Annotated in this window: 14 protein-coding genes; 4 read left to right on the plus strand and 10 right to left on the minus strand. The window is 52.4% G+C overall.

Features of this window, described 5'->3' with window-relative positions; translation table 11 throughout:
* Nucleotides 1-132 precede the first annotated feature (132 nt).
* The gene (locus tag N7E73_RS03355; protein ID WP_432737564.1) at nucleotides 133-855 is read left to right on the plus strand and encodes a phosphorylase; all 723 of its coding nucleotides are present in this window, start codon (nucleotides 133-135) and stop codon (nucleotides 853-855) included.
* A 164-nt stretch (nucleotides 856-1,019) separates the two neighbouring features.
* Here the strand turns inward: N7E73_RS03355 and hpnH are convergent, their stop codons facing one another.
* The 5 genes from hpnH to N7E73_RS03380 all read right to left on the minus strand — a co-directional run bounded on the left by hpnH (nucleotide 1,020) and on the right by N7E73_RS03380 (nucleotide 7,772).
* The gene (gene hpnH, locus N7E73_RS03360) at nucleotides 1,020-2,033 is read right to left on the minus strand and encodes an adenosyl-hopene transferase HpnH (protein WP_432737566.1); all 1,014 of its coding nucleotides are present in this window, start codon (nucleotides 2,031-2,033) and stop codon (nucleotides 1,020-1,022) included.
* A 36-nt stretch (nucleotides 2,034-2,069) separates the two neighbouring features.
* Nucleotides 2,070-2,783 carry a tetratricopeptide repeat protein gene (locus N7E73_RS03365; protein ID WP_432737568.1) on the minus strand — a complete coding sequence of 238 codons (714 nt, stop codon included), beginning with the start codon at nucleotides 2,781-2,783 and terminating at the stop codon, nucleotides 2,070-2,072.
* Nucleotides 2,783-3,565: a PhnD/SsuA/transferrin family substrate-binding protein gene (locus N7E73_RS03370; RefSeq protein WP_432737570.1), complete on the minus strand. Its 783-nt coding sequence runs from the start codon at nucleotides 3,563-3,565 to the stop codon at nucleotides 2,783-2,785. Before N7E73_RS03370 ends, N7E73_RS03365 begins: the two co-directional genes overlap by 1 nt.
* A 3-nt stretch (nucleotides 3,566-3,568) precedes the next feature.
* Nucleotides 3,569-6,259 carry an MMPL family transporter gene (locus N7E73_RS03375; protein WP_432737572.1) on the minus strand — a complete coding sequence of 897 codons (2,691 nt, stop codon included), beginning with the start codon at nucleotides 6,257-6,259 and terminating at the stop codon, nucleotides 3,569-3,571.
* 130 nt (nucleotides 6,260-6,389) lie between these two features.
* Nucleotides 6,390-7,772, minus strand: coding sequence for an aspartate aminotransferase family protein (locus tag N7E73_RS03380; RefSeq protein ID WP_432737574.1), 1,383 nt, complete (start codon nucleotides 7,770-7,772; stop codon nucleotides 6,390-6,392).
* Nucleotides 7,773-7,975: 203 nt separating this feature from the next.
* Between N7E73_RS03380 and ispH the strand changes: the two genes are divergently transcribed.
* Nucleotides 7,976-8,824 (plus strand): 4-hydroxy-3-methylbut-2-enyl diphosphate reductase, encoded by an 849-nt coding sequence (gene ispH / locus N7E73_RS03385; protein ID WP_432737576.1) that lies wholly within the window; start codon nucleotides 7,976-7,978, stop codon nucleotides 8,822-8,824.
* Between the two features lie 188 nt (nucleotides 8,825-9,012).
* Here ispH and N7E73_RS03390 read toward each other — a convergent pair whose 3' ends face one another.
* The 3 genes from N7E73_RS03390 to N7E73_RS03400 are packed head-to-tail and all read right to left on the minus strand — an operon-like array spanning nucleotide 9,013 to nucleotide 13,848.
* Nucleotides 9,013-12,093: an efflux RND transporter permease subunit gene (locus N7E73_RS03390; protein ID WP_432737578.1), complete on the minus strand. Its 3,081-nt coding sequence runs from the start codon at nucleotides 12,091-12,093 to the stop codon at nucleotides 9,013-9,015.
* Nucleotides 12,090-13,169, minus strand: coding sequence for an efflux RND transporter periplasmic adaptor subunit (locus N7E73_RS03395; protein ID WP_432737580.1), 1,080 nt, complete (start codon nucleotides 13,167-13,169; stop codon nucleotides 12,090-12,092). The genes N7E73_RS03390 and N7E73_RS03395 overlap by 4 nt, the downstream gene beginning before the upstream one ends.
* Nucleotide 13,170: 1 nt before the next feature.
* On the minus strand, nucleotides 13,171-13,848 hold the full coding sequence (locus tag N7E73_RS03400; RefSeq protein WP_432737582.1) for a CerR family C-terminal domain-containing protein: 678 nt from the start codon (nucleotides 13,846-13,848) through the stop codon (nucleotides 13,171-13,173).
* 285 nt (nucleotides 13,849-14,133) lie between these two features.
* Here N7E73_RS03400 and N7E73_RS03405 point away from each other — a divergent pair, with 285 nt between their 5' ends.
* Entirely contained in the window at nucleotides 14,134-14,673 is a 540-nt protein-coding gene (locus N7E73_RS03405; RefSeq protein ID WP_432737584.1) for a cysteine hydrolase family protein, read from the plus strand.
* 63 nt (nucleotides 14,674-14,736) lie between these two features.
* Here the strand turns inward: N7E73_RS03405 and N7E73_RS03410 are convergent, their stop codons facing one another.
* A complete protein-coding gene (locus N7E73_RS03410; RefSeq protein ID WP_432737586.1) occupies nucleotides 14,737-16,902 on the minus strand; it encodes a RelA/SpoT family protein in 2,166 nt (721 codons plus the stop codon).
* Nucleotides 16,903-16,907: 5 nt separating this feature from the next.
* Entirely contained in the window at nucleotides 16,908-18,569 is a 1,662-nt protein-coding gene (locus N7E73_RS03415) for a peptide-binding protein (protein ID WP_432737588.1), read from the minus strand.
* 237 nt (nucleotides 18,570-18,806) lie between these two features.
* On the opposite strand from N7E73_RS03415, the gene N7E73_RS03420 reads away from it, so the two are divergent.
* Nucleotides 18,807-22,016 carry an SNF2-related protein gene (locus N7E73_RS03420; protein ID WP_432737589.1) on the plus strand — a complete coding sequence of 1,070 codons (3,210 nt, stop codon included), beginning with the start codon at nucleotides 18,807-18,809 and terminating at the stop codon, nucleotides 22,014-22,016.
* Nucleotides 22,017-22,061 lie beyond the last annotated feature (45 nt).

Raw genomic sequence — 22,061 nt, forward strand, 5'->3', positions numbered from 1 at the left:
TCCTAAAACATGAATATTGATGATACAAAATTACGTTTACAGGGTTTTAAGTGCATCTTTTTATCGCACACATCATCTTTACCTGACCTGTTATCTATTTTAGAATCAGATATTCAAAACAAAGGACTGGCAATGATATCAGGACGGATAGCCGTGGTTGCGGCAATGGAACAGGAAGCCCGTGCACTGTTTCCGAATGCGGAGACAGGCATGAACGGCAGGTACAAGACTCTTACGGGAAAATTGAGCTCTACATTTGATTACAAATGCATTATTGCCGGCATCGGCCATGAACGCGCGGCCGAGGCAGCGGAAAAACTCTGCCTTGAAAAGCCTGCACTGCTCATGAGCATCGGTGTATCAGGAGGACTTGCTCCGGGACTGAATGCAGGAAGCCTTATCATGGCATCGGCAATCGTGTCCGATCAGGATGAATACAAGACATGGAGGGAAAGCGATTTCGATGCAGCGGCACGCATGGAACTTTTTCCGGCCTGCGGGGAAATACAGTGCGGGAAACTGGTGACTGCCGAAAGCCCGGTTCTGACTCCGCAGGACAAACTGGCGATGCACGAGCGGACCGGAGCTCTGGCCGTAGACATGGAATCAGCTGCCGTGGCAAGTGTTGCAATGCATCACCAGACGCCTTTTGCCTGCATCAGAGCCATCAGCGATGATTACTCACGCGGGATTCCCCCGGAATCACTGGGCGGGGTAAACGAACAGGGAAAAACCGAAATAGCGCCGATACTAAAGGCAATTTGCAGACGTCCATCCCTGATATTTCAACTGATCCCCATGGGCATGGACTATTCAAAGGCCCTGAAGGCGCTCGGAACAATTTTCATGAATTAGCTGAGCTTCGCGCTTTTGACTATCTGATTTCGCCGCTGGCGGCCAAAGGGCCCGCGGCCCTTTCCTCTTTATCAAACAAAACGCGTTAAAAACTGAAAAGGACAATCACAGATTTTAAAAACTGAGATTGTCCTTTTCATACAAAAACTTGCTAATAACTTTGATTAACTTACTTTTACACCCTTAAGTGCAAGCATCAGCCCTTTGAGGGGGCGCTTCACTGAATCGGCCACGGCTGTGGGTTCAAAACCGCAGTGCACCATGCAGTTTGCGCAACGGGGATCGTTGCCCACGCCGAACTTATCCCAGTCGGTCTGCTCCATGAGCTCCTTGTAGGTAGGAACAAATCCGTCTTCAAGCAGGTAGCAGGGACGCTGCCAGCCGTGCACGGAGCGGCAGGGGTTGCCCCACGGGGAGCATTTGTAATCCTGATTACCGGCGAGGAAATCGAGATAAAAGCTGCTGTGGCTGAAATCCCATTTTCTGTTCTTGCCGATCCTGAAAATCTCTCGGAAGAGCTTCTTGCTCTGGTCACGGGTCAGGAAGCTGTCCTGATCCTCTGCTGCCTCATAGCTGAATGCAGCTGAAAGAGTCATGCCGTCCACACCGAGTCCCATCAGGAAATCGAAAAATTCAGCGGCATTCTCGGCAGTCTGTCCACCAAAGAGCGTCGTGTTCGTGTTCACACGGAATCCTTTGGACTTGAGCAGCTTGATTGCACGCACAGCAGACTGGAAAACGCCCTGTTTGCATACTATGCGATCGTGCACCTCTTCCTGACCGTCCAGATGAATATTGAAAGTCAGGTATGGGCTGGGCTTGAATTCGTTGATACGCTCGGGAATAAGAATTCCGTTGGTGCAGAGGTAGACAAACTTCTTGCGTTTGACCAGTTCCCTGACGATGGTCGGCATATCAGGATGCAGGAGCGGCTCTCCACCGGGAATGGAAACAATCGGTGCACCGCACTCTTCAACCGCAGCAATGCACTCGTCCACGGAAAGACGCTTGTTGAGTACGCTGGCCGGCTGGTTTACCTTGCCGCAACCCTTGCAGCGCAGGTTGCACTGAAAAAGTGGCTCCAGCATGAGTACCAGCGGATAATGTTTGTTACCCTTGATGGTCTGGGTAAGGATATATTTACCGAGTCTAGCTATTTGAATTGCGGGAATTGCCAAGGAATCAACCTCTTTTCCGCTTCTGAGTCAGCGGGTTTATTTTTCAGCAGTGCATGCTTTGACAAGCTTGTCGCATGCATCCACCTTCAATAGTTTTTCATGATAACTTTTGCTGGCAAGGGCCTTCCGGTACTGTACGCAGGCATCCTCAGTTTCGTCATCTTCCAGCAGGGCTGTCGCCAGCCCCAGCCTGTTCATGGCGAAATCAGGGGCTACGTCAACAGCCTTTGTGTAAAATTCAAGGGCCTTATCAAGATCCCCCACACAGATAGGTGCTGATGGAGCCTTGAGATACAGCTCGCCAAGCATCCGATCCGGGCCGCCGAAGTCAACTTCCGGGGCCAGCCGGGACGCAAGAAGTGCTTCTTGCTCCATGACGGGCACAAGGTCAAGCCCTCTTACCGGAGCAAGTTGAGCCTCTTTAGCAACTAAATAAGCTAAAAGATAGTGTCCCAGCCCTGAATCAGGGTTATTTTGCAGATAGTTGCGCAGCACGGTCTGGCTGTCTTTGGCATAATCCGAACTTTTTACCGCCCCGCTTTCAAGAAGCCATGCCGAGCATGCGGCAGAACGAAGTTCATCACCTTCACGGCCCCCGGAAGAAAGAATATCCGCCTGAGCACGGGAGCAGGGCTTCCAGAGGACTACCCCCCCCGCATCATATTCAAACAGCGGAAGATCGTATCGTGCCGTCGAACAACCGCAACATGCAGCAATCAGGAACAACAGCAAAAGGCGGACGCAGCCCATTATTCAAGCTCCGCATCAGCCGGGTTGAACCCAGAAGTCTGCAGCAGCTTGAGCAGCCCGGCTGCTGACGGATCCTTGGACATATCCAGCAATACGGCCTGCAAGCGCAGGGCATCGTCAGAGGTGTCACCGAACCAGACCACCGGGCTGGTCGGAAGTTTCTCAGATGTAAAAATAACCTTTGTATTGCCGTACCTGCCGGAGCCTTCAATGACCGAATACTGAACGGCATCAAGGCAGACACCCGCTACCCGGCCCTTGTCCACCTTGCGCAGCATGCGCAACGACTGGTGGGTTCCCTCCATGGGGAAGGAAGGCCCCTTCTTTCCATTGAAAAGAATATTGCGCGCTTCAGGGGTATAAAGCATGGAACCGTAGACAGTATCTTTTATCCCGGCAGCGGAGTCCGGCCCGTCGGCAGGTACCACCAGCCGCCAGACATCCTTATCCTGCCCCTGCGGCAGGGTTGCGGCAACCGGAACCATTTTATATTTTTTCCCGAAACTTTTATAAAAAGTCAGGTCGGTTATTCCCCATGCAGGCCTGTTTTTATCGAGATACCCAAGGGATTCCTGAAGATCGTTAAAATAGACTCCCTTCACCGGTTCGCCAAGTTTGTTACCCAGATATGCGGCCAGTTCATCCATCACCGGCTGGGCCTCGGCAGTATTTCCCGGTTGTCCGGGCTGAATCATGGCAAAATCAAATCTTCCCCCGGCCAACACGTCCGTTGCCAGAGTCACCATAAGGAGCAGCGCAGTAAGCAAGATTCGTCTGAACATAAACTATCTTCCCTTGATCTTTTCAATCAGTCTGAACACGGCCGGAAGAACGACCATGCATCCAACAAGACAGGTAGCTGAACCTGCAACCATAATTCCGCCCAGCGAAGCCAGTCCACGGTGATGAGCCAGCAACAGCCCCCCGAACCCGATCATGGTTGTGCAGAAACTCAATCCCACCGCCACAGGTGTACTGGTATGGTAGAGTCTTTCTCCGGGTGCCAGTTCTTTCCAGCGTGCCAGAAAATGGACTCCCCCGTCCACGCCGATGGCTATAAGAACAGGAATAGCAAAGAAGTTCGCCAAATTGAAGCTCAGGCCCGTTAGTCCCATAATTTCGAGCAGCCAGAAAATCCCTGCAACCAGCGGCACCAGAGTAAGCAGCACATAGCTGATGCTGAAGGAGGTAAGGAAAAGAATCGCGGCAACAAGAACAAGGGTCAGCCCGGCGGCCTGCAGAAAGGTCTCACGCATAAGCAGTGAGGATTCCAGAACAACCACGGGTACTCCAGTAACATCCGGGTCGATCTTGCGCAGGTCAGCGACGAAAGAGGTAAGCTTGTCAAAATCCCAGACGTTATCCACCGGTGAGACCTTGACCATGAACATTCCGTCCTTGCCGATGTACATGGAACGCAGCTGTTCCGGCAGGGAGTCAGGTGTAACCGACCGCACTTCCAGAATCTCTTTCAGCCATTTAAACGAATCCGATAGTTCCGCAACCAGCCTGCTCTGCATGGGGGCAAGGTTCAGAGTTACTGAAGGGTTCTCTTCGATCAGATCAATGCACTTCTCAGCTTTTCCGATAATCGCTGAAACCATATTCAGCTCATCCTTGGCCCCGGCTGAAAAAAGCTTTTCCTCCAGCCCCTCAAGAGCTTCAATGAGGTTTGCAAGCGCGACTTGCAGCTTGGCAGGCTCAAGTGTTGTGAATTCGGACCGGTCAAAATCGATACCATCCAGAACCTTTGCCTCACCACGCAGAATTTCGGCCTTTTCCTTCTGCCCTTCCGGCAGATAATCGAGAATGGATTCCACGCGCCCTACGGAGGGAACCTTTTTCAGCTCGGCTATCAGCGAACGGACACCTTCAAGGTCCGGTCTGGTCATGACCGCAAACCACGTTGACTCATCGGATTCATTAATGAGCACGTGTTCGTATTCCACGGATTCAAGACCCTTGGCCTGAAGCTCCAGTAGATTGTAATTGAATCCTGCCTTCTTTATGCCCGGAACGGCCAGCACGGTAACAACCGCAAAGAACAGCAGTACCGCGACCGGACGGGATACAATCTTTTCCATGAACGGCATTGTTGCCATTCGCGGACGGGAAGACGGGAAAAGGTTGCGCCGTCCGGCAATAAGCAGCATGGCCGGAAGAACGGTCAGCATGGAAATCAGGCAGAATATGATTCCGGTTCCGCCCACCAGTCCGAGTTCGGCAAGGCCCACAAAATCCTGCCCCAATACAGCATAAAAAGCACAGACCGAGGTCAGAGCACCAAGCAGCACTCCGGGTCCGGTATGGATGAGAGACTCCTCAACAGCCTCGTCCGGCGTCATTCCGGCATTGGTCGCCTCAACATAGCGCATAACTACATGGATACCGAAATCCACTCCGATACCGACCAGAACCAGTGCAAAAACAATGGACAGCAGGTTAAGGCTGCCCAGCGTCACCAGTGTGAACCCGAAAGTCCAGGCCATGGCGCAGAAAAGGGAGGCCATAACCAGCATGGGACGCAGCCAGCCGTGAAGAATTACCATGAACAGCAGCCCCACCACCAGAATCGAGATTATGGCTGCAATGGTCATATCCTGATCGGTAGTGTGCATTTCGTCTGCAGACAGGACCGGGCGTCCGGTCAGACCGGCTTCAATCTCCGGGAATTCGGCTCTTGTCTGGTCCAGAGCTTCGCGCACAAAGGTCAAGGAAGGCCCGATAACATCCATGGCCCCGAAATCCTTCTTGGGCAGAATGCGCATTATCAGAAGCTTTCCATTGCGGGTGTAGAAATAATGAATTCCGGCCTTATCCAGCCCCAGAACAGGATCAGCAGCAATCGCTGGATCAGCGCCGCTGGTCAGGGTTCTCTCCATTTGCCCCACAAAGAAATCGAGGGAACTCATCACAGGCCAGAACATCTCCGGTCCCGCACTTCCTGAGCCGGATTTCCCGGAGAGGAGCTCCGAGGTCATGTTCAGAAATTTCGGCAGGCCCGGTTCCTCGAACCACTGGCGTCCCAGCGGCCCGAAATCGCGGGCCAGATTCACGAATTCACGCAACTCGTCCTGACTGGCGAACATGAGCACACCGGGCCCCATATCCCGCGCGGACATGGCGTAATGAACTTCTTTGACCAGCTCAGGATGTTTTTCCAGTCTTTTAGCCATGGCAACAGCAAATCTGGCAGCATTTTCCCTGCCGGACTCAGTGTCGCCGGTCCTGATGACCACAAACATGTATTCCTGATCGCCGAAATTCCTGATCTGCTCCAGATTTCTCTTCTGGAACGGCAGCTCATGGGAAATGAGATTGTCCTGATCGCTGTCAAGGCGCAGCCAGAGAGCCGAGGAAATCCCGCAGACCGCAGCCAGCAGAATCCCGAGGATAACTATCATTGCCGGGGCCTTGCGGACCATGCTCCATAGCCCACGAATCAGCGAAACTTGTATGTCTTTGTAAAATTTCACTTAATACCATGCCCGTATCAATCAACACGGGGCTTTTCTTGAAAATATACAAACGAAAGAAGGCAAACCATAACACAGTCTGCCTTCCTTGATAAACTGATTGCCCGCCGTACAAGCGGAATCATGTCGGCTAAGAAGTCTTTGCAGTGCGAATACCAAGATCCTTGACGGTCTTCCATGCCGACCCGGTAATCTTGTGTGCTTCCTTAAGCACGTCGTCCATCGCGGCGATGAACTTGTCCACGTCCTCATCATTGATCATGAGCGGAGGCAGAATCTTGACTGTATCCAGTCCGTGTCCGGCAACCTGGCTCAGAATGTTATGCTTCTCAAGAAGTGGCATGGTTATCATCTGGCAGAACAGGTCCGCATTCATCTTGTGCAGCAGTTTCCAGCTGGCTTTCAGAGTCATGGATTTGGGTTCGCCGAACTGCATGCCTACCATCAAGCCCTTTCCACGGACCTCGGCAAGCATCTCATATTTTTCGACCAGCTTCTGCATGCCTTCCAGAATACGCTCACCCATTCTGGAGGCATTCTCCACAAGGTTCTCGTTCTCAAGGACTTCAATGGTGGCAAGCCCCGCAGCCATAGCCAGATCATTCTGGCCAAAGGTATTGGAGTGAGCAAAGCAGCGTTCCATGGAATCAAAGATCTTGCCGTGAATCTCCCGGGTGGTGATAATCGCGCCCACCGGGATAAACCCTCCGGAAAGAGCCTTGGAAATGACCAGCAGATCAGGCTTGACTCCCCAGTGCTCGACCGCGAACATTTTTCCGGTCCGTCCCATGCCGCACTGAACTTCATCAGCAATCATGTAGGTGCCGTAGCGGTCACAGAGTTCACGCGCACCCTGCAGGTAACCGTCCTCGGGAACGAAAACGCCCTTACCCTGGACCGTTTCAAATATAAATGCCCCGACATCTCCGCCGCGAAGGGCCTCTTCAAGGGCTTCAAGATCGTTGAACGGGACCGCCTTGCAGTCGGGCAGAAGAGGTTCGTTGCGGTCACGGAACTCACGGTTTGCGTTTACGGACAGGGAGCCGAGCGTAAGTCCATGAAAAGCATGATGACAATGCACAACTTTATGTTTGCCACTGGCCTGACGGGCAAATTTAAGCGCGCCTTCCACCCCTTCGGTTCCGGAGTTGGTGAAGAACACGGCATCTAGGTCGCCGGGAGCTATCTGAGCCAGCTTTTCCGCCAGCATACCGGATAGCACGCCAATATCCATCTGCACAAGGCTGGCGGTCTTGGCATCGATTGTTTCGTGCAGCACCTGCGCCACATGCGGATGGTTACGGCCGATGTTGTAGACGCCAAACCCGGAGAGAAAGTCGAGAACCTTGACGCCATTCGGATCGGTCAGGTACGCGCCCTCGGCCGAAACATAATTCCTGTTGTAGCCTATAACTTCAAGAACCCGCACAAACTGGGGGTTCACGTATTTCCGGTGAAGATCGTAAACTTCAGCTATTCTTTCCTTATATTTCCTAACAATCTCAGTACTCATTTTCAGGCTCCAATATCCTATTAAGTGCAATTGAATACGAATTTTCCGAGAAATACTCCCCTTCCTTTTTGCGGTCAATGGATTATGGCCGATACAAGTCCACATTCACACATTGCCAAATACGGGGATGGGCTGTAACTTGACCCGGATAAACCGGACGATTATTGCGAAAACACGCAACAAATAAATCAGGAGGCCATTAGATGGTTGAAGTAATCAGAGCCGAAACCGCAGGATTCTGCATGGGCGTTGACCTTGCCCTCAACAAACTCGACTCTCTCATCGATAAAAACGAACACGGAAAAATATATATTCTGGGACCGATCATCCACAACCCGCAGGTTCTGGAAGACTACGAAAAAAGAGGCGTAATCACCGCCAACAGCCCGGAAGAAGTTCCAGAAGGCGCTTTCGTGGTCATCAGAGCCCACGGGATACCCAAAATGGCTGAAGAAGAACTCCGCTCCCGGGGAGTGAAGGTCATTGACGCAACCTGCCCCAAGGTAAAAAAAGCCCAGTTGCTGATCAAGAGAAACACTGAGGATGACCGCATTCTGCTCCTCTACGGCGAAGACAGTCACCCGGAAGTAAAAGGGCTGCTGAGCTACGCTCCTTCCGGCACCCATCTTTTCGACTCCATGGAAGAACTTGCGGAAATCGAGCTTGATCCTTCCAAAAAATACTGTCTGGCAGCACAGACCACGCAGGACCGGATCATCTACGAGGAAAGCATCAAGTTCCTTGAGAGCAAGGGCATTGATTTCGTGACCCTCAACACCATCTGCGATGCCACCCGCCAGCGTCAGGAAGAAGCAATCGCCCTGTCCGCCGAAGTTGACCATATGATTGTTGTCGGTGGGCGGATAAGCGGAAACACCCGCCGTCTGGTACAGGTGGTTGAAACCGCAGGCACCAAGTGCACACATGTTGAGGTTGCAGACGAACTGCCTCTCGATGAGCTCAAGGACCTGAAAAGGATCGGACTCACAGCCGGGGCTTCCACCCCCAAACACCTGGTGGACGGAATTCAGCAGATTCTGGAAGAGCTTTAATCTCCGCGAATCCCGGAGAACCGGTTCATAAACAGATGAACATCCAGTTCCGCCCGGACTTCAGCCTGATCTCTCTGACGGCTTACAGTGCGGAATAGAAAATGAAAAAGGCCTGCAATATATTTCGATATTTGCAGGCCTTACCTTTTACTATCTTGTTGAATAGAGCTTGATTTACCGGGATTTTTTCAATCTTTGCCCTGCTCAATAACCGCCGGATTCCACTCATACTTCTTAAATCCCTGCTTGAAGAACATGGAGTAAAGAACCGGGCAGAGAATCAGAGTCAGCACGGTTGCGAAGGAGAGTCCGGACATGATGCAGTTGGCCATGGGCCGCCACATCTCGCCGCCCTGCAATGAGAGCGGCACCATCCCGATGATGGTGGTGGTAGCAGTCATGATGATCGGACGTGCGCGCTCAAGAGAGGCGAGCACAATGGAATCATTAAGGGCCATCCCCCTGTTGCGCTGAATCTCGATGCGGTCAATGAGCATGATGGCGTTGTTGACGATGATCCCCAGCAGACTGATCATACCCAGCATGGGCATGAACCCGAACGGAGAATTAGTCAGGATCATTCCCGGAGTGATCCCGCACATCATGGGCGGCAGGGTCAGCAGGATGATTAGCGGACGCCGGAAGGAGTTGAACTGGAAGATCAGCACCAGTACGAGCAGCCCCATGGCAAGGGGCATGTTGGCATTGATTGCCGCCTGACTTTCCTCACTCTTCTCGAACTCACCTCCGTAAGCGACAGAGTAACCCATCGGCCATTCCGGGGACTGCATCATCCTGTTGATTTCAGGCCGTACCGCATCAAGGGTCTTCATGGCAAAGTAACCGTCAAACAGGTCGGCCTTGACGGTCATGGTCCGGGTCTGGTCCCTACGCCGTATATCCGAAGGCTGCCAGACCATTTTGGAAGACGCTATCTGGCTCAGGGGTACCGACTTGCCGTCCGTGTAGGAGTAGATGTTGATGCTTTCAAGCTTGTCCAGCCTGTTACGGAAAGCCTCTTCACTGCGCAGCAGGATGGGTATGTTTATATCTCCTTCGCGATAGGTCGAAGCCTGATAGCCACTCATTGACGACTGAAGCGACGCTGCAACGTCAAAGCTTGAAAGCCCTGCCTGACGGGCCTTGTTCTGGTCCACGTCCACGACCATCTTCTTGGTCCACTGTCCCCAGTCGTCCCATACACGGGCAACTCCGGGTGTATGTTCAAGCAGTGCGGCAATCCTGTCACGCAGTTTATAAAGAGTTGCCTGATCCGAACCGGAAATACGAATCTGGACCGGGGCACCAACCGGAGGACCGTTCATCAGCTTTTTAAGGCTGAAATCGGCATCAGGAAACTTTGCCTTGATTTCCTGACGGGTGCGTTCAATCACCGCATCAGTGTCAGGAACGCTTTTGGTGTTTACGACGAACGTTGCAAGGTTATCGTTGCGCTGCTCAAGGTTGAGCGGCAGATACCAGCGGGGTCCGCCGTGCCCTATGAACGTTCCGACACTGTCAACGCCCTCGTCTGCAAGCAGGAATTGTTCAAGCCTGCCCACCTCTTCAGCAGTGGTGGTAATGTCAGATCCGAACGGCTGCCAGAAATCAATGGTGAACTGAGCCCTTTCGTTGGGCGGAAAGAACATCTTGGGAACAAACTTGAATCCCCAGAATGCGACAACGCATCCGGCCAGCACCACGGCAAGAAAGGCAGGGCGATGCTTGAGGCAGAAGATCAGCATACCCCGGTACGCCCTGTACAGGCGACTGGAAAATGTCTGAATCATTACTTTCGGCTTAAGGACGTAATAGCAGAGCATCGGAACCATGGACATGGACAGGCCCCAGGAACAGAGCAGAGTCAGGCTGACCACGATGAAAAGGGAAAAGCAGTATTCCCCGGTTGTGTTTTCCGCCAGCGGAATGGGCAGGAAGGCGAATACAGTAGTCAGGGACGCGGCAAGAAGCGGCATCCACAATTCGGATACCGATCCGACCACGGCCTTCATGCGATCCTCCCCTGCTGCAAGGCGCACCAGAATAGCTTCCGAAACAACAACCCCGTTATCAACAAGAATACCGAGAGATATTATCAGGGAGGCAATGGAAATCCTCTGCATGCCGACATCAAAGAGCGGCATCAGCCCGATACAGCCGAGCATGGCCATGGGAACCAGTGAACCGGCAACAAGGCCTGTCCTGAATCCGGCAAACGCCAGAATTACGACAACAACGAAGACAAATGACTCCAGCAGGTTGAGCATGAAGTCGGAAACTGCTGTCTCAACGTAATCCGGCTGATAGACAACAATGTTGTACTCCATGCCGTGATAGAGATCCTTGGAAAGCTCATCGAGCTTTGCAGTAACAAGCTCACCTACTTCCATGATGTTGTTGCCGTCTGCCATGGACACGGCCAGCATGATGGCCGGTTCACCGTTGTAGCGGGCAAGAACTCCCGGAGGATCGGCAAAACCGCGGGTAACCTTGGTCACATCGGAAAGCTTGAGAGACGATTTCATGCCCTCAATCCGCATGGAAAGATTGGCAATGTCGTCAACGGACTGGAATTCCCCGGTGGGCTCAATATAGATCCGCTCCGGTCCGACCTTGGACGAACCGCTGGGCCTGATCGAGTTCTGGTGGTCGATCATCTGCCCCAGAGCAAAAGGGCTGATCCCTGCAGCGGCCATGCGCGAGTTGGAAAAGTCTACAAAGATACGCTCGTCCTGCAAGCCCCAGCGCTCGACCTTGCCTACACTTGGAATCTCCAGAAGCTTGTCGCGGGTGTAGTCGGCGACATCCTTTAATTCCCGGTAGGAAAAACCATCCCCGGTCAGGGCCACAAGAATACCGTAAACATCACCGAACTCGTCGTTGATGCTCGGAGTCATGGCTTCGGGGGGCAACGAAGAAGCAGCATCGGAAACCTTGTTGCGCAGTTTCTGCCAGATGGGTTTCATGTCCTTCTGGTTATCCTGAAACTCGACCTCAATAATTGAAAGACCGGTCATAGACTGAGAGCGGACGTTCTTGATTACGTCGATCTCCCTGATCTTCTCCTCAAGCTTGTCGGTAACCAGCTCCTCCACCCGCTGAGGCGATGCACCGGGAAATGCGGTTATGACTACAGCCGTGCGGATGGTGAAATCCGGGTCCTCAGCCTTGGGAATGTTCATAAAGGTCATCACCCCGCCGAGGGCGATAAGCAGAAACAGGGCTATGGAAGTGCGGTTGTTTTCAATGCACCATCTGGCAAGGTTCACGACAGTCCTCCCAGCTTACGGACCTGCATACCGTCCTTGAGGGAATGAACACCCCGGATAACAACCGTCTCACCGGAACGGAGTCCGCCGGTAATCTGGATGCCCTGCGTGGACAGCGGTCCCACGGTGACGTCCCTGCGCCGTACAACTGTGCCGTTCTCAAGAACCCAGACATACTTGCTGCCATCGGACGCACCGACCACGGCGGAAGGAGCAACAAAGACATTGCTGCTGGCTGAACGACCAAGGAACTTGACGTTGCCGGACATCCCGCTGCGCACAAGCTGCTCGGTATTGTCCAGATAAACCTTCACGGGGAAAGAAGAGCCTTCGTTGGTTCCGATACCCACTTCCATGATGACACCGTCCATGACCTTTCCGGGAAGGGCGTCAAAAGAGACCTGCACCTTCTCCCCTTCGCTGACATCGGAAATAAGGGTATCCGGCAAGGCGATGTACATCTTCATCTGCTTACCGGCATTAAAGCCCACTACGGTCTGACCGGACTGCACGTTCTGGTGAATATTCACCGCTACAGCACCTACCCAGCCGTCAAAAGGAGCCTGAAGCACAGTGTAGCGCAGACGCTTGCGGGCTATATCCAGCATCTTGGCCGAAGCATTCAACTGGGCCTGGTAGGACTTGAAATCCGCGTCGGCCTGATCAAGTTCGGACTTGGAAACAACCTTGCGTTCGTACAAAGTACGGATACGGTCAACATCAGCCTTGGCACGGACAAAATTGGCGCGCACCTGCTCAAGGTTGGACTCGCTCTGGCGGACTTCAAGTTCGTAGTCTGCAGGGTCCAGACGAGCAATAACCTCACCTGCGCGGAATTTGCGTCCGATCTGATCACCGGGGAAAGAGATTATCTTCCCGCCGACCCGGAAAGAAAGATCGGACTGCAGGGCATCCTCAGCTGTTCCGGAAAATACCCACTGCCTGCTGGAAACACCCTCGCCGACCTGCATGGTCTTCACAGGGCGCAGAACGTCCTGCACCTGAGCGGTCTTTTCATTGCAGCCGCTCAGGGCAAAACTCAGCACCACGACTAAAACAAGTATAAATCTTTGCATTTTAATATGCCTCCTGACAGCAGACGAATGCTGCTGCCCTTCTGCACAGAATTTCTGTTACTTCCTCAATTCGTCCCGGAGTCATTTCATCCCAGCCGACCCTATCGGTAAAAGCCTTAGGGTTCACAAACTTGAGTGCAATTCCGACCAGAGCGGTGCCAACGGCCATAATCTCGGTAAAGGATGTCTCTGCAGGCATGACAGCCTTCAGCAGCAGATTCATTGCATTTATGGACGGGTCGAAAAATTCCTCATCCAGCATACGGTACGATTCACTTGGTGCTGCAAGCTCGCGGTTGATAAGCATTACCCCCCACAACGATGCCGGGTTATTGAGCATTCCAAGCATCAATCCTCTGAAAAACCATGACACAAGCTCCTGACGGCTGCGCTTCCCGGCTTCATACAGCTCCAACTGGGCTTGAACTGCATCCATGCCGGGCATAACCTCGTCTCTGAAGGCTATAATTTCACGCAGGATGGCATCATAAAGCCCCTGCTTTCCGCCAAAGTGATAACCGACGGTAGCAAGGTTCACTTCCGCCTCGGCAGCCAGGTTACGCATGCTCACACCGTTGAACCCGTTCATTGCGAACATCCGCAATCCGACCTCTACCAACTTCTCGCGAGTCTCTTCGCCTCTGGCTTTATTGGTCCTGCCTTTGGAGTTTGATGTCATATCTGATAAACCTCTTAGCTGGGAGAATATGAAATAAATATAAAATATGCCTGAAACCCTTCTTCCAGATGCAAGAGAAATAACCACCCATTTCCACAAAGTCAAACGTTTGTTTAAAAGCTTTGTTTAAATAGTTATCAGCAAATGAAGAGATCCCAGAACACGAACAACCGACAGGTTCTGGGGCTGTCCTGCAGGTTCGTGGGCTATCCTTCAGGGATGAATTAATGTATGGAACAAACGAACGTTAACGATCAGAAATAGACCATGAGAACGGGGCTGAATATGAGAGCACTGTTGGTTATTGATATGCAGCGGGCGCTGTTTGAAAACTCACGCAGATATGATGCGCAGGGTGTAGTCAGAAGAATAAACCGCCTTATCGGAACGGCACGGGACACCGGAGTGCCCATCATATTCGTAAGGCATTGCGGTTGCGACGGCGACAGTCTTGAACCGCACACCCCCGGCTGGCAGATACTGCCGGAACTGGATTACCGGGAAACTGATCTGACCGTGGAAAAAAACTGCTGCGACTCTTTCGTAAATACCGATCTGCTTGAGAAACTGACCAAAATCCACGCCGAGGAGCTCATCATCACCGGATGCTGTACGGATTTCTGTGTGGACACCACAGTGCGTCAGGCTGCAAGCAAGGGGTATACAGTTCTCGTTGCCTCCGATGCGCACACCACGGCCGACAAGCCCTACCTTGAGGCAAAAATCATCATAGAGCACCATAACTACGTATGGTCTGAATTCTACAGTCCGTCACCGGTTAAGGTTCTGACCACGGACGAGATTGTCGGGCTAATACAGCCATAGTGCAGAACAAAAAAATCCCGCTGTCATCAGTCAGCGGGATTTTTTTATTGGTCTTAGCGGATTTTAGCTCAAACGCGTGGCTTCAAGCACACCTTCGATAGTCTTGAGCTTGTTCAGGGAACGGTGCAGATGTCCGAGGTCGGTGACCTCCACGGTAAACTCGAGGACGGAACTGCCGTCCACATCCGATTTGAAGTTACCGGAATCGATATTCACATCCATATTCGTAAGAATTGTGCAGATTTCCGCCAGCATACCCTTGCGGTTGCGGCACCGGATCCTGATCTGGGCCGGGTGGGAGGATTCCTCCTGACCGCCGACCCATGAAACGTTAAGCAGTCTCTCGGCCTCAAGGCTCTTGATATTTGGACAGGTGGCAGAGTGGATTACAACCCCCCTGCCACGGCTGATGTAGCCGATGATCGGCTCACCGGGCAGCGGAGTACAGCAGCCGGCAAAACGGATCAGAACATTGTCCACACCTTCAATATTGATGGAGTTGGCTGCACCCTTGCTGCCGGCCTCTTCGACTCCATGCTGTTCTACCTGCTTCGGTTCCTCGGCAAGCCCTTCAGCCTCATTGATGACGGCATAAAGGCGACGCAGCACTTTCTTGGGCGTGATTCTGGAATAACCGATATTTGAAAGGAGATCGTCCACACTTCCGCATGAAAACTCATCGGCCAGAATTACAAAATAGCCGTCCTTCATGGCCTTGGCCACGTTGAGGTTCATGCGACGCCCTTCTTTCTCCAGCATCTCCTTTGCGAGCATGATGGAGCTGGTGCGTTCCTCAGTACGGATATAGTGTTTGATTCTGGTCCGGGCCTTGGCGGTCTTTACGAACTTGAGCCAGTCCCTGCTGGGCTTGCGCTTCTTGTCGGTGATGACCTCAATGGTATCGCCGTTCTTGAGCGAGGTGTTCAGCGGAACCAGCCGCCCGTTGACCTTGGCCCCGGCGCAATGGTTTCCCAATTCGGAATGGATCGAGTATGCGAAATCAACCGGAGTGGACCCGTCAGGCAACTCCTTGATCTCACCGGCCGGGGTGAACACGTAGACCTCTTCATTGAAAAGATCGAAACGCAGCGAAGCCATGAACTCGCGAGGGTCTTCAAGCTCCCTCTGCCAGTCCATGATCTGACGCAACCATGAAAAACGTTCAGCATCGCGATTCTGCTTGGCCGTACTTGTTCCGGTCTCCTTGTACTGCCAGTGGGCGGCAACACCGTATTCCGCAACCTGCTGCATCTCACTGGTACGGATCTGAATCTCAATACGCTCCCCTTCAGGACCGATGACCGTAGTGTGCAGACTCTGGTACATGTTGGCCTTGGGGATGGAAATATAATCCTTGAACCGACCGGAAACAGGCTTCCACATGGAGTGGACAAGCCCGAGCACGGAATAGCAGTCCTTGACAGTATCAGTGATGACCCTGAAGGCGATTATGTCATGGACTTCCTCAAAATCCAGTCCCTGACGAGTCATCTTCTTGTGGATGCTGTACTTGTGCTTGGTCCTTCCGTAGACTGTCCCCTTGATCTCGTTGTCCTTAAGGATGTCGGTCAGCAGCCCCACGACCTTATCGACGTACTCCTTGCCGATGGTGGTGTGCCTTGCCAATCCGTCCGTAATATCCTGATAGACATCTGGCTTCAGGTAAGAAAGGCACAGATCCTCCAGATCCCTTTTGACCATGTACAGCCCGAGCCTGTTAGCAAGCGGGGAGTAGATATCCATGGTTTCCTGAGCAATAAGGATCTGCTTATAGCTCTTCTGGAAATCAAGGGTGCGCATGTTGTGGAGACGGTCGGCCAGCTTGACCATGAGCACGCGGATATCCTCGGCCATGGCGAGAATCATCTTGCGGATGTTCTCGGCCTTGGCAATGGCCTTTGACTCAAAATCCATCATGCTGATCTTGGTCACACCGTCGACGATGTCAGCAACTTCCTCTCCGAAAAGGTCGGCAATTTCGTCGATGGTGGTATCGGTATCCTCTACAGTATCGTGCAGAAGACCGGCAGCAATTGTCGGTTCGTCAAGTCGCATATCCGCCAGAATTTTAGCAACATGCAGGGGATGGGCGAGATACGGTTCACCGGACAGGCGCACCTGTCCTTCATGGGCACGGGCGGAGAAAACGTAAGCCCGCTGGATCAGGGCCAGATCGGGGTCGTCAATATAGCTGCTGACAATGTCAGTGATTTCGTTGATGCGTATCATAAATGTTATTGCTGCAAACTCGGTTTCTTCTGTAATGCGGAGGGAATCCACCACTCATTGGCGTTATAATCCAGACCGGCAGGGGCTACTTCAAGTCCCTTGATCCGTTTCTGGTACACAGGCAGAGCCATGGGAACATAAAGGAAACAGTACGGCTGTTCTTCGTGCATAATCTCCTGAATCCGGTCATAAATAACCTTCCGCTCAGCCTGATCCAGAGTGGAACGCCCCTTTTCAAGCAGCTCATCGAGCTCACTGTTCTTGTATTTGATGAAGTTCAATCCGCCGGGAACAGCCTTGGAAGAATGCCATACGGAATAAATATCAGGATCCTGAAGGATATTCCAACCAAGAACAGTGGCATCGAAACGGCCTTTCAGAATAAAGTCATTCAGAAAAGCAGCCCACTCCAGAGTTCTGATCTTAACATCGATGCCGACTCCTTTCAGACGGTTCTGAATAATTGTTGCCGACTTAATACGCAAGGTATTTCCTTGGTTGGTGATGATGGTAAATGAAAAAGGCTTTCCGTCACGGTCAATAATGCCGTCACCGTCAGTATCGACCCAGCCGGCTTCCTTGAGCAGGGCCCTGGCCTTTTCCGGCTGATAGCCATAAGGCTTCAGCTTGTCGTTATAAACCCATGTTCCGGGTTTATAGGGTCCCATAGCCGGATAACCGAGTCCCAGAAGCACACCCTTGACGATTTCTTCCTTGTCGATGGCGTAGTTGATTGCCTTCCGTACCCGGACATCCTTGAAGAAAGGACTTTCCATGTTGAACCCGAGGTAGGCATAGGAAAATGACAGGTACTTGAACTTCTGGAAATTCCGGTCCCAGTCGCCGCCGCTTGTCTGGAACAGGTACTGCTGCGGGGTAAGTCCCATAGTGTCGACAGCACCGCTCTTGAGTTCCAGAAACTGGGTGGAAAGGTCGGGGATGATCCTGTAGACGATTTGGTCAATGTAGGGACGACCCTCGAAGTAATCATCATTGGCTTCCAGAACCAGCCTGCGCCCGGGCACCCATTCCTTGAGTTTGTAGGGACCGGCCCCGACAGGTTCACGGCGGTATCTGGTTTCATTAAGGTTCTCGCTTTCAAGTATATGCTTGGGCAGAATGTCTGACGCCCAGGTGATCAGGGAACGGGCAAAGACCTTGTCGTAACGGACTTCAAAAGAGTATTTCCCGGTCAGCCTGAATTCCTTGATGTTCTGAAAATCCCCTGCATAAGCCGTGGGGGTATTCGGATCAATCATCATCTTATAGGTAAATTCAACATCTTCGGCAGTAAGGGGTTTTCCATCAAACCAGCGAATATCCTCACGCAGTTTGAAACGCAGCAGCTTGCCTCCTTCCAGTATTTCAAAAGACTCGGCAGCTTCCGGCACCAACTCAATATCCTTGTTGTACTTGAGCAGAGCAACAAAAATCTTGCTGGCGACTGTGCTGCTTGCAGAATCTGAAGACAGAGCGGAAATAAGGCACATCGGCTCTGCAAGGGTGGGTTCGGTATAGCGCCCGCCGTACACAGGCTTGGAATCCTCAACCACTGCAGCAACCGGCTTCCCGGCCCCGCTCTTCTCTTCAGTGCCCTGCTGCTGACCGCAACCGTAAACCGGGGCAAGACACATGAAAATCAGGAAAAAGAGTGATGATCTGCGCATGTTTTCCTTTTTTTTTGCATAAAAAACTTCCATAAAGCCAACTACATTGCTAATATTGGCACTATGGACTATTGTTGAAGAAAAGCCAAGTAATGTGCCGAGACTGATTGACCACAAAGCCGATTTACTTTACGGAAACCACGTAACTGGCAAAACTAAGAATAATTACCATTATAACAAAAACAGATTTATATATAATCGCATACTGAAGTTTATAGTTCGGGGGAACGTGTAAGTATGTCTCAAAACGAAGAAGCCGTAGTTAAGTCAATTCTCAAGTCATTTGTATCCGGAACCGTACCAGAATATATTCTGGACGGGTCCCATTCCATTGTGGCCTCCGACGGGGTCCAGCGGCTTGAATTGAAAAAACGTGAAAGATACTGGGACGTGGACGCTGCCATACAGGGGGACGACTTCCAGATATATACCTCGGAGCTGGGCCTCAACCTGGCCGAGGAAAGTATCAATTTTTACTGCAACTGCCCTGAGTCATTTTCCGGCGTTTGCAAACACGTCGGTGCTGCCGCACTGAAGCTGCTTCAGTCGCTGGATAAGGACGAAGACCAGCCTGAAGTGCAGAAACAGGTGGACTGGAGACAGAATTTCCGCTCATTTTTTGCCACAGCACTGGAGCCGGAAGCAGGCAAGCATTACATCATCTACCGCATGTTCCCGGAACCGGAACGGTTGCAGGTGGCCTTTTTCCGTGCCCGGCAGAACAAGTCCGGGCTCTCTCAGGTCCAGAACGAAATTGAGCTGCAGGATATCATAGACAAGCACGACTGGTGTGAAACATCGCCGGGGCTTCCCCATGTGGCTGAACAGATCGGCCATTATCTGGACTATCGCGGCCATCGCGTGGAAATCCCCTCAGGACTTCACGCATGGTTCTTCACGGCCATCAAGGACGAATACTACATGTTCCTGCGGGAAACGGACACACCCATCCGTATTGAAAGCAGGACCATGCAGCTCAGACTTTCACCCGAGCTCTCCGAGGACGGCCTGAGATTTGATATTCTCCTGTCCGACGAAGGCAAGCCTCCGTTCTCCATTATGGACGACGACGAGGTCTTCTTCTACGGCAGACTGCCCCTGTGGGTTTACTGGAAACACGGCTTCTATCCGGTGCAGACCACCCTCGCTCCCAAGCTCGTTCAGGAAATGCGCATCCAGAATCCGATCATTCCTCCGGCCGACATTCCGGAATTCCTTGATCGCGTCTGGACCCAGATTCCTGTTTCAGACCTGCATGACCACGAGGAATTTCTCGAAAAGATGCAGCCCTTCTTTGTTCCGGCAACCTTCAATCCGAAGCTCTACCTCAATGAAGAAGGTTCTCTGCTGACCATAAAGATCGACAATATTTACGAAACTGAGCATGGCGAAGTTCCCATGGGCGACCCCAATCCCGACCTGCAGACCGGCAGCTACAGGGACGGGGAGAAGTCCTATCTGGTCCGTCGCGCTCAGGACGAAGAAGCCCAGCTGTTCTCGGAACTGCGCGATATGGGCTTCCAGCCCAGAAGCAATTCCGTGTGGTTCATGGAACAGGAAGCTGCAATCACCTTTCTGCTCGACCACTATCCGCAACTGGTGGAAGCATACAGAATATACGGGGAGAAGAACCTCACCCGCTACAAGGTAAGGCTGACCAACCCGCAGATCATCGCCGAGATCGAAACTGACGAAGAGAACAAGTGGTTCAACCTCGACATCACCGTGGAATACGACGACCAGCGCGTACCCATCGACAAGATCTGGGAAGCATGGAGTCAGGGCAAACGCTATGTGCAGCTCAAGGACGGCTCCTACACCAGCCTCCCCGAATCATGGCTCAAGAAACTCAGCCACAAGCTCAAGGCCCTTGGTTATGACCCCGAGCAGCCGCCCAGACAGAAGTTCGAGCAGTATGAGACCCCGGTTCTTGACAAGATCATTGAAGATCTCCCAGACACCAAGACTGACGAACATTTCGTCAAACTCAGGGAAAAGATCCACAACTTTGATGAAATCAAAATGATCGAGCAGCCGAAGGCCCTTAATGCAACCCTGCGCCCCTATCAGGTACAGGGACTTAGCTACCTGAACTTCCTGCGCGAATACCATTTCGGCGGAATTCTGGCGGATGAGATGGGTCTTGGTAAAACCATCCAGACCCTGTCGTTCATCCTCTCGCTGCATGAACGCGGCATCACCGGCCCGAACCTGATCATCGTCCCCACTTCGGTTATGCCCAACTGGGAACGTGAAGCGCAGAAATTCTGCCCGCATCTGCCGATTCTGACCATTTACGGTTCCAGACGCGAGGACCTTTTCAAGCAGATTCCGGAGTCCACCATCGTAATCACGACCTATGCGCTGCTGCGCCGTGATCTGGAGGAACTCCTCAAACACGAATATACATCGGTTATCCTTGACGAAGCACAGAACATCAAGAACCCGAACACCATCACCGCCAAGTCGGTCCGCAAGCTCAAGAGTGATATGAGATTGTGCCTCTCCGGTACGCCCATTGAGAACAACCTCTTCGAGTTGTGGTCTCTGTTCGAATTCCTCATGCCCGGATTCCTGAGCTCTCAGCACGCCTTCCAGCGCGGCATAGTCAAGCCCATCAAGGACGGAGACGAGGAAACCCTCAACTACCTGCGCACAAGGGTGAAACCGTTCATCCTGCGCCGCACGAAGTCCGAGGTTGCCAAGGACCTGCCGCCCAAGATCGAAACCGTACATTACTGTGATCTCATCGAAGAGCAGCGCGAGCTTTACAACGCGCTTGCCAAGAGGCTCAAGGATCAGGTGCTCAAGGATGTCGATGAAAAAGGCATGGCCAAGAGCCAGATGTCCATTCTCGACGCTCTGCTCAAACTCAGACAGATCTGCTGCCATCCAAGGCTGCTCAAACTGGATATGCCCGGCCTGTCCACCAACCTGCCTTCCGGCAAGTTTGATGCCTTCAAAGACCTTGTCTTTGACATCGTCGAAGGCGGACACAAGGTACTGGTCTTCTCCCAGTTCGTGCAGATGCTGCATGTGATCCGCTCCTGGCTGACCATCAAGGATATCCCGTTCGCCTATCTCGACGGCTCCAGCAAGGACCGCTTCGATCAGGTCGACCGCTTCAACGACAGCCCGGACATCCCGATCTTCCTTATTTCGCTGAAGGCAGGCGGAACCGGACTCAACCTGACGTCCGCCGACTACGTCATCCACTACGACCCGTGGTGGAACCCTGCGGTAGAAAGTCAGGCAACAGACCGAACACACCGTATCGGCCAGAAGCGGCAGGTTTTTGCATACAAAATGATCTGCCAGAACACTGTTGAGGAAAAAATCCTCAAGCTGCAGGAAATGAAGAAGAACGTCGCAGATGCCATAATTCCCGGGCAGTCCGCTCTCAAGTCGCTCACCAGAGACGACCTTGAAATGCTGTTCGAGATTTAACCTGCGTGTAACAAGACTGCCACCGACGCAGTTTACATTGCCCGG

Origin of the sequence: Maridesulfovibrio sp. FT414, from assembly GCF_050916235.1 — a bacterium.
In the GTDB taxonomy this organism is placed as follows: Bacteria; Desulfobacterota; Desulfovibrionia; order Desulfovibrionales; family Desulfovibrionaceae; genus Maridesulfovibrio.

Coding starts and splice junctions, on each gene's coding strand:
- N7E73_RS03415 (WP_432737588.1), bottom strand. CDS start 18,569: ATGCGCAGATCATCACTCTTTTTCCTGATTTTCATGTGTCTTGCCCCG.
- N7E73_RS03370 (WP_432737570.1), bottom strand. CDS start 3,565: ATGTTCAGACGAATCTTGCTTACTGCGCTGCTCCTTATGGTGACTCTG.
- N7E73_RS03400 (WP_432737582.1), bottom strand. CDS start 13,848: ATGACATCAAACTCCAAAGGCAGGACCAATAAAGCCAGAGGCGAAGAG.
- N7E73_RS03405 (WP_432737584.1), top strand. CDS start 14,134: ATGAGAGCACTGTTGGTTATTGATATGCAGCGGGCGCTGTTTGAAAAC.
- N7E73_RS03365 (WP_432737568.1), bottom strand. CDS start 2,783: ATGGGCTGCGTCCGCCTTTTGCTGTTGTTCCTGATTGCTGCATGTTGC.
- N7E73_RS03420 (WP_432737589.1), top strand. CDS start 18,807: ATGTCTCAAAACGAAGAAGCCGTAGTTAAGTCAATTCTCAAGTCATTT.
- N7E73_RS03395 (WP_432737580.1), bottom strand. CDS start 13,169: ATGCAAAGATTTATACTTGTTTTAGTCGTGGTGCTGAGTTTTGCCCTG.
- N7E73_RS03380 (WP_432737574.1), bottom strand. CDS start 7,772: ATGAGTACTGAGATTGTTAGGAAATATAAGGAAAGAATAGCTGAAGTT.
- N7E73_RS03355 (WP_432737564.1), top strand. CDS start 133: ATGATATCAGGACGGATAGCCGTGGTTGCGGCAATGGAACAGGAAGCC.
- ispH (WP_432737576.1), top strand. CDS start 7,976: ATGGTTGAAGTAATCAGAGCCGAAACCGCAGGATTCTGCATGGGCGTT.
- N7E73_RS03410 (WP_432737586.1), bottom strand. CDS start 16,902: ATGATACGCATCAACGAAATCACTGACATTGTCAGCAGCTATATTGAC.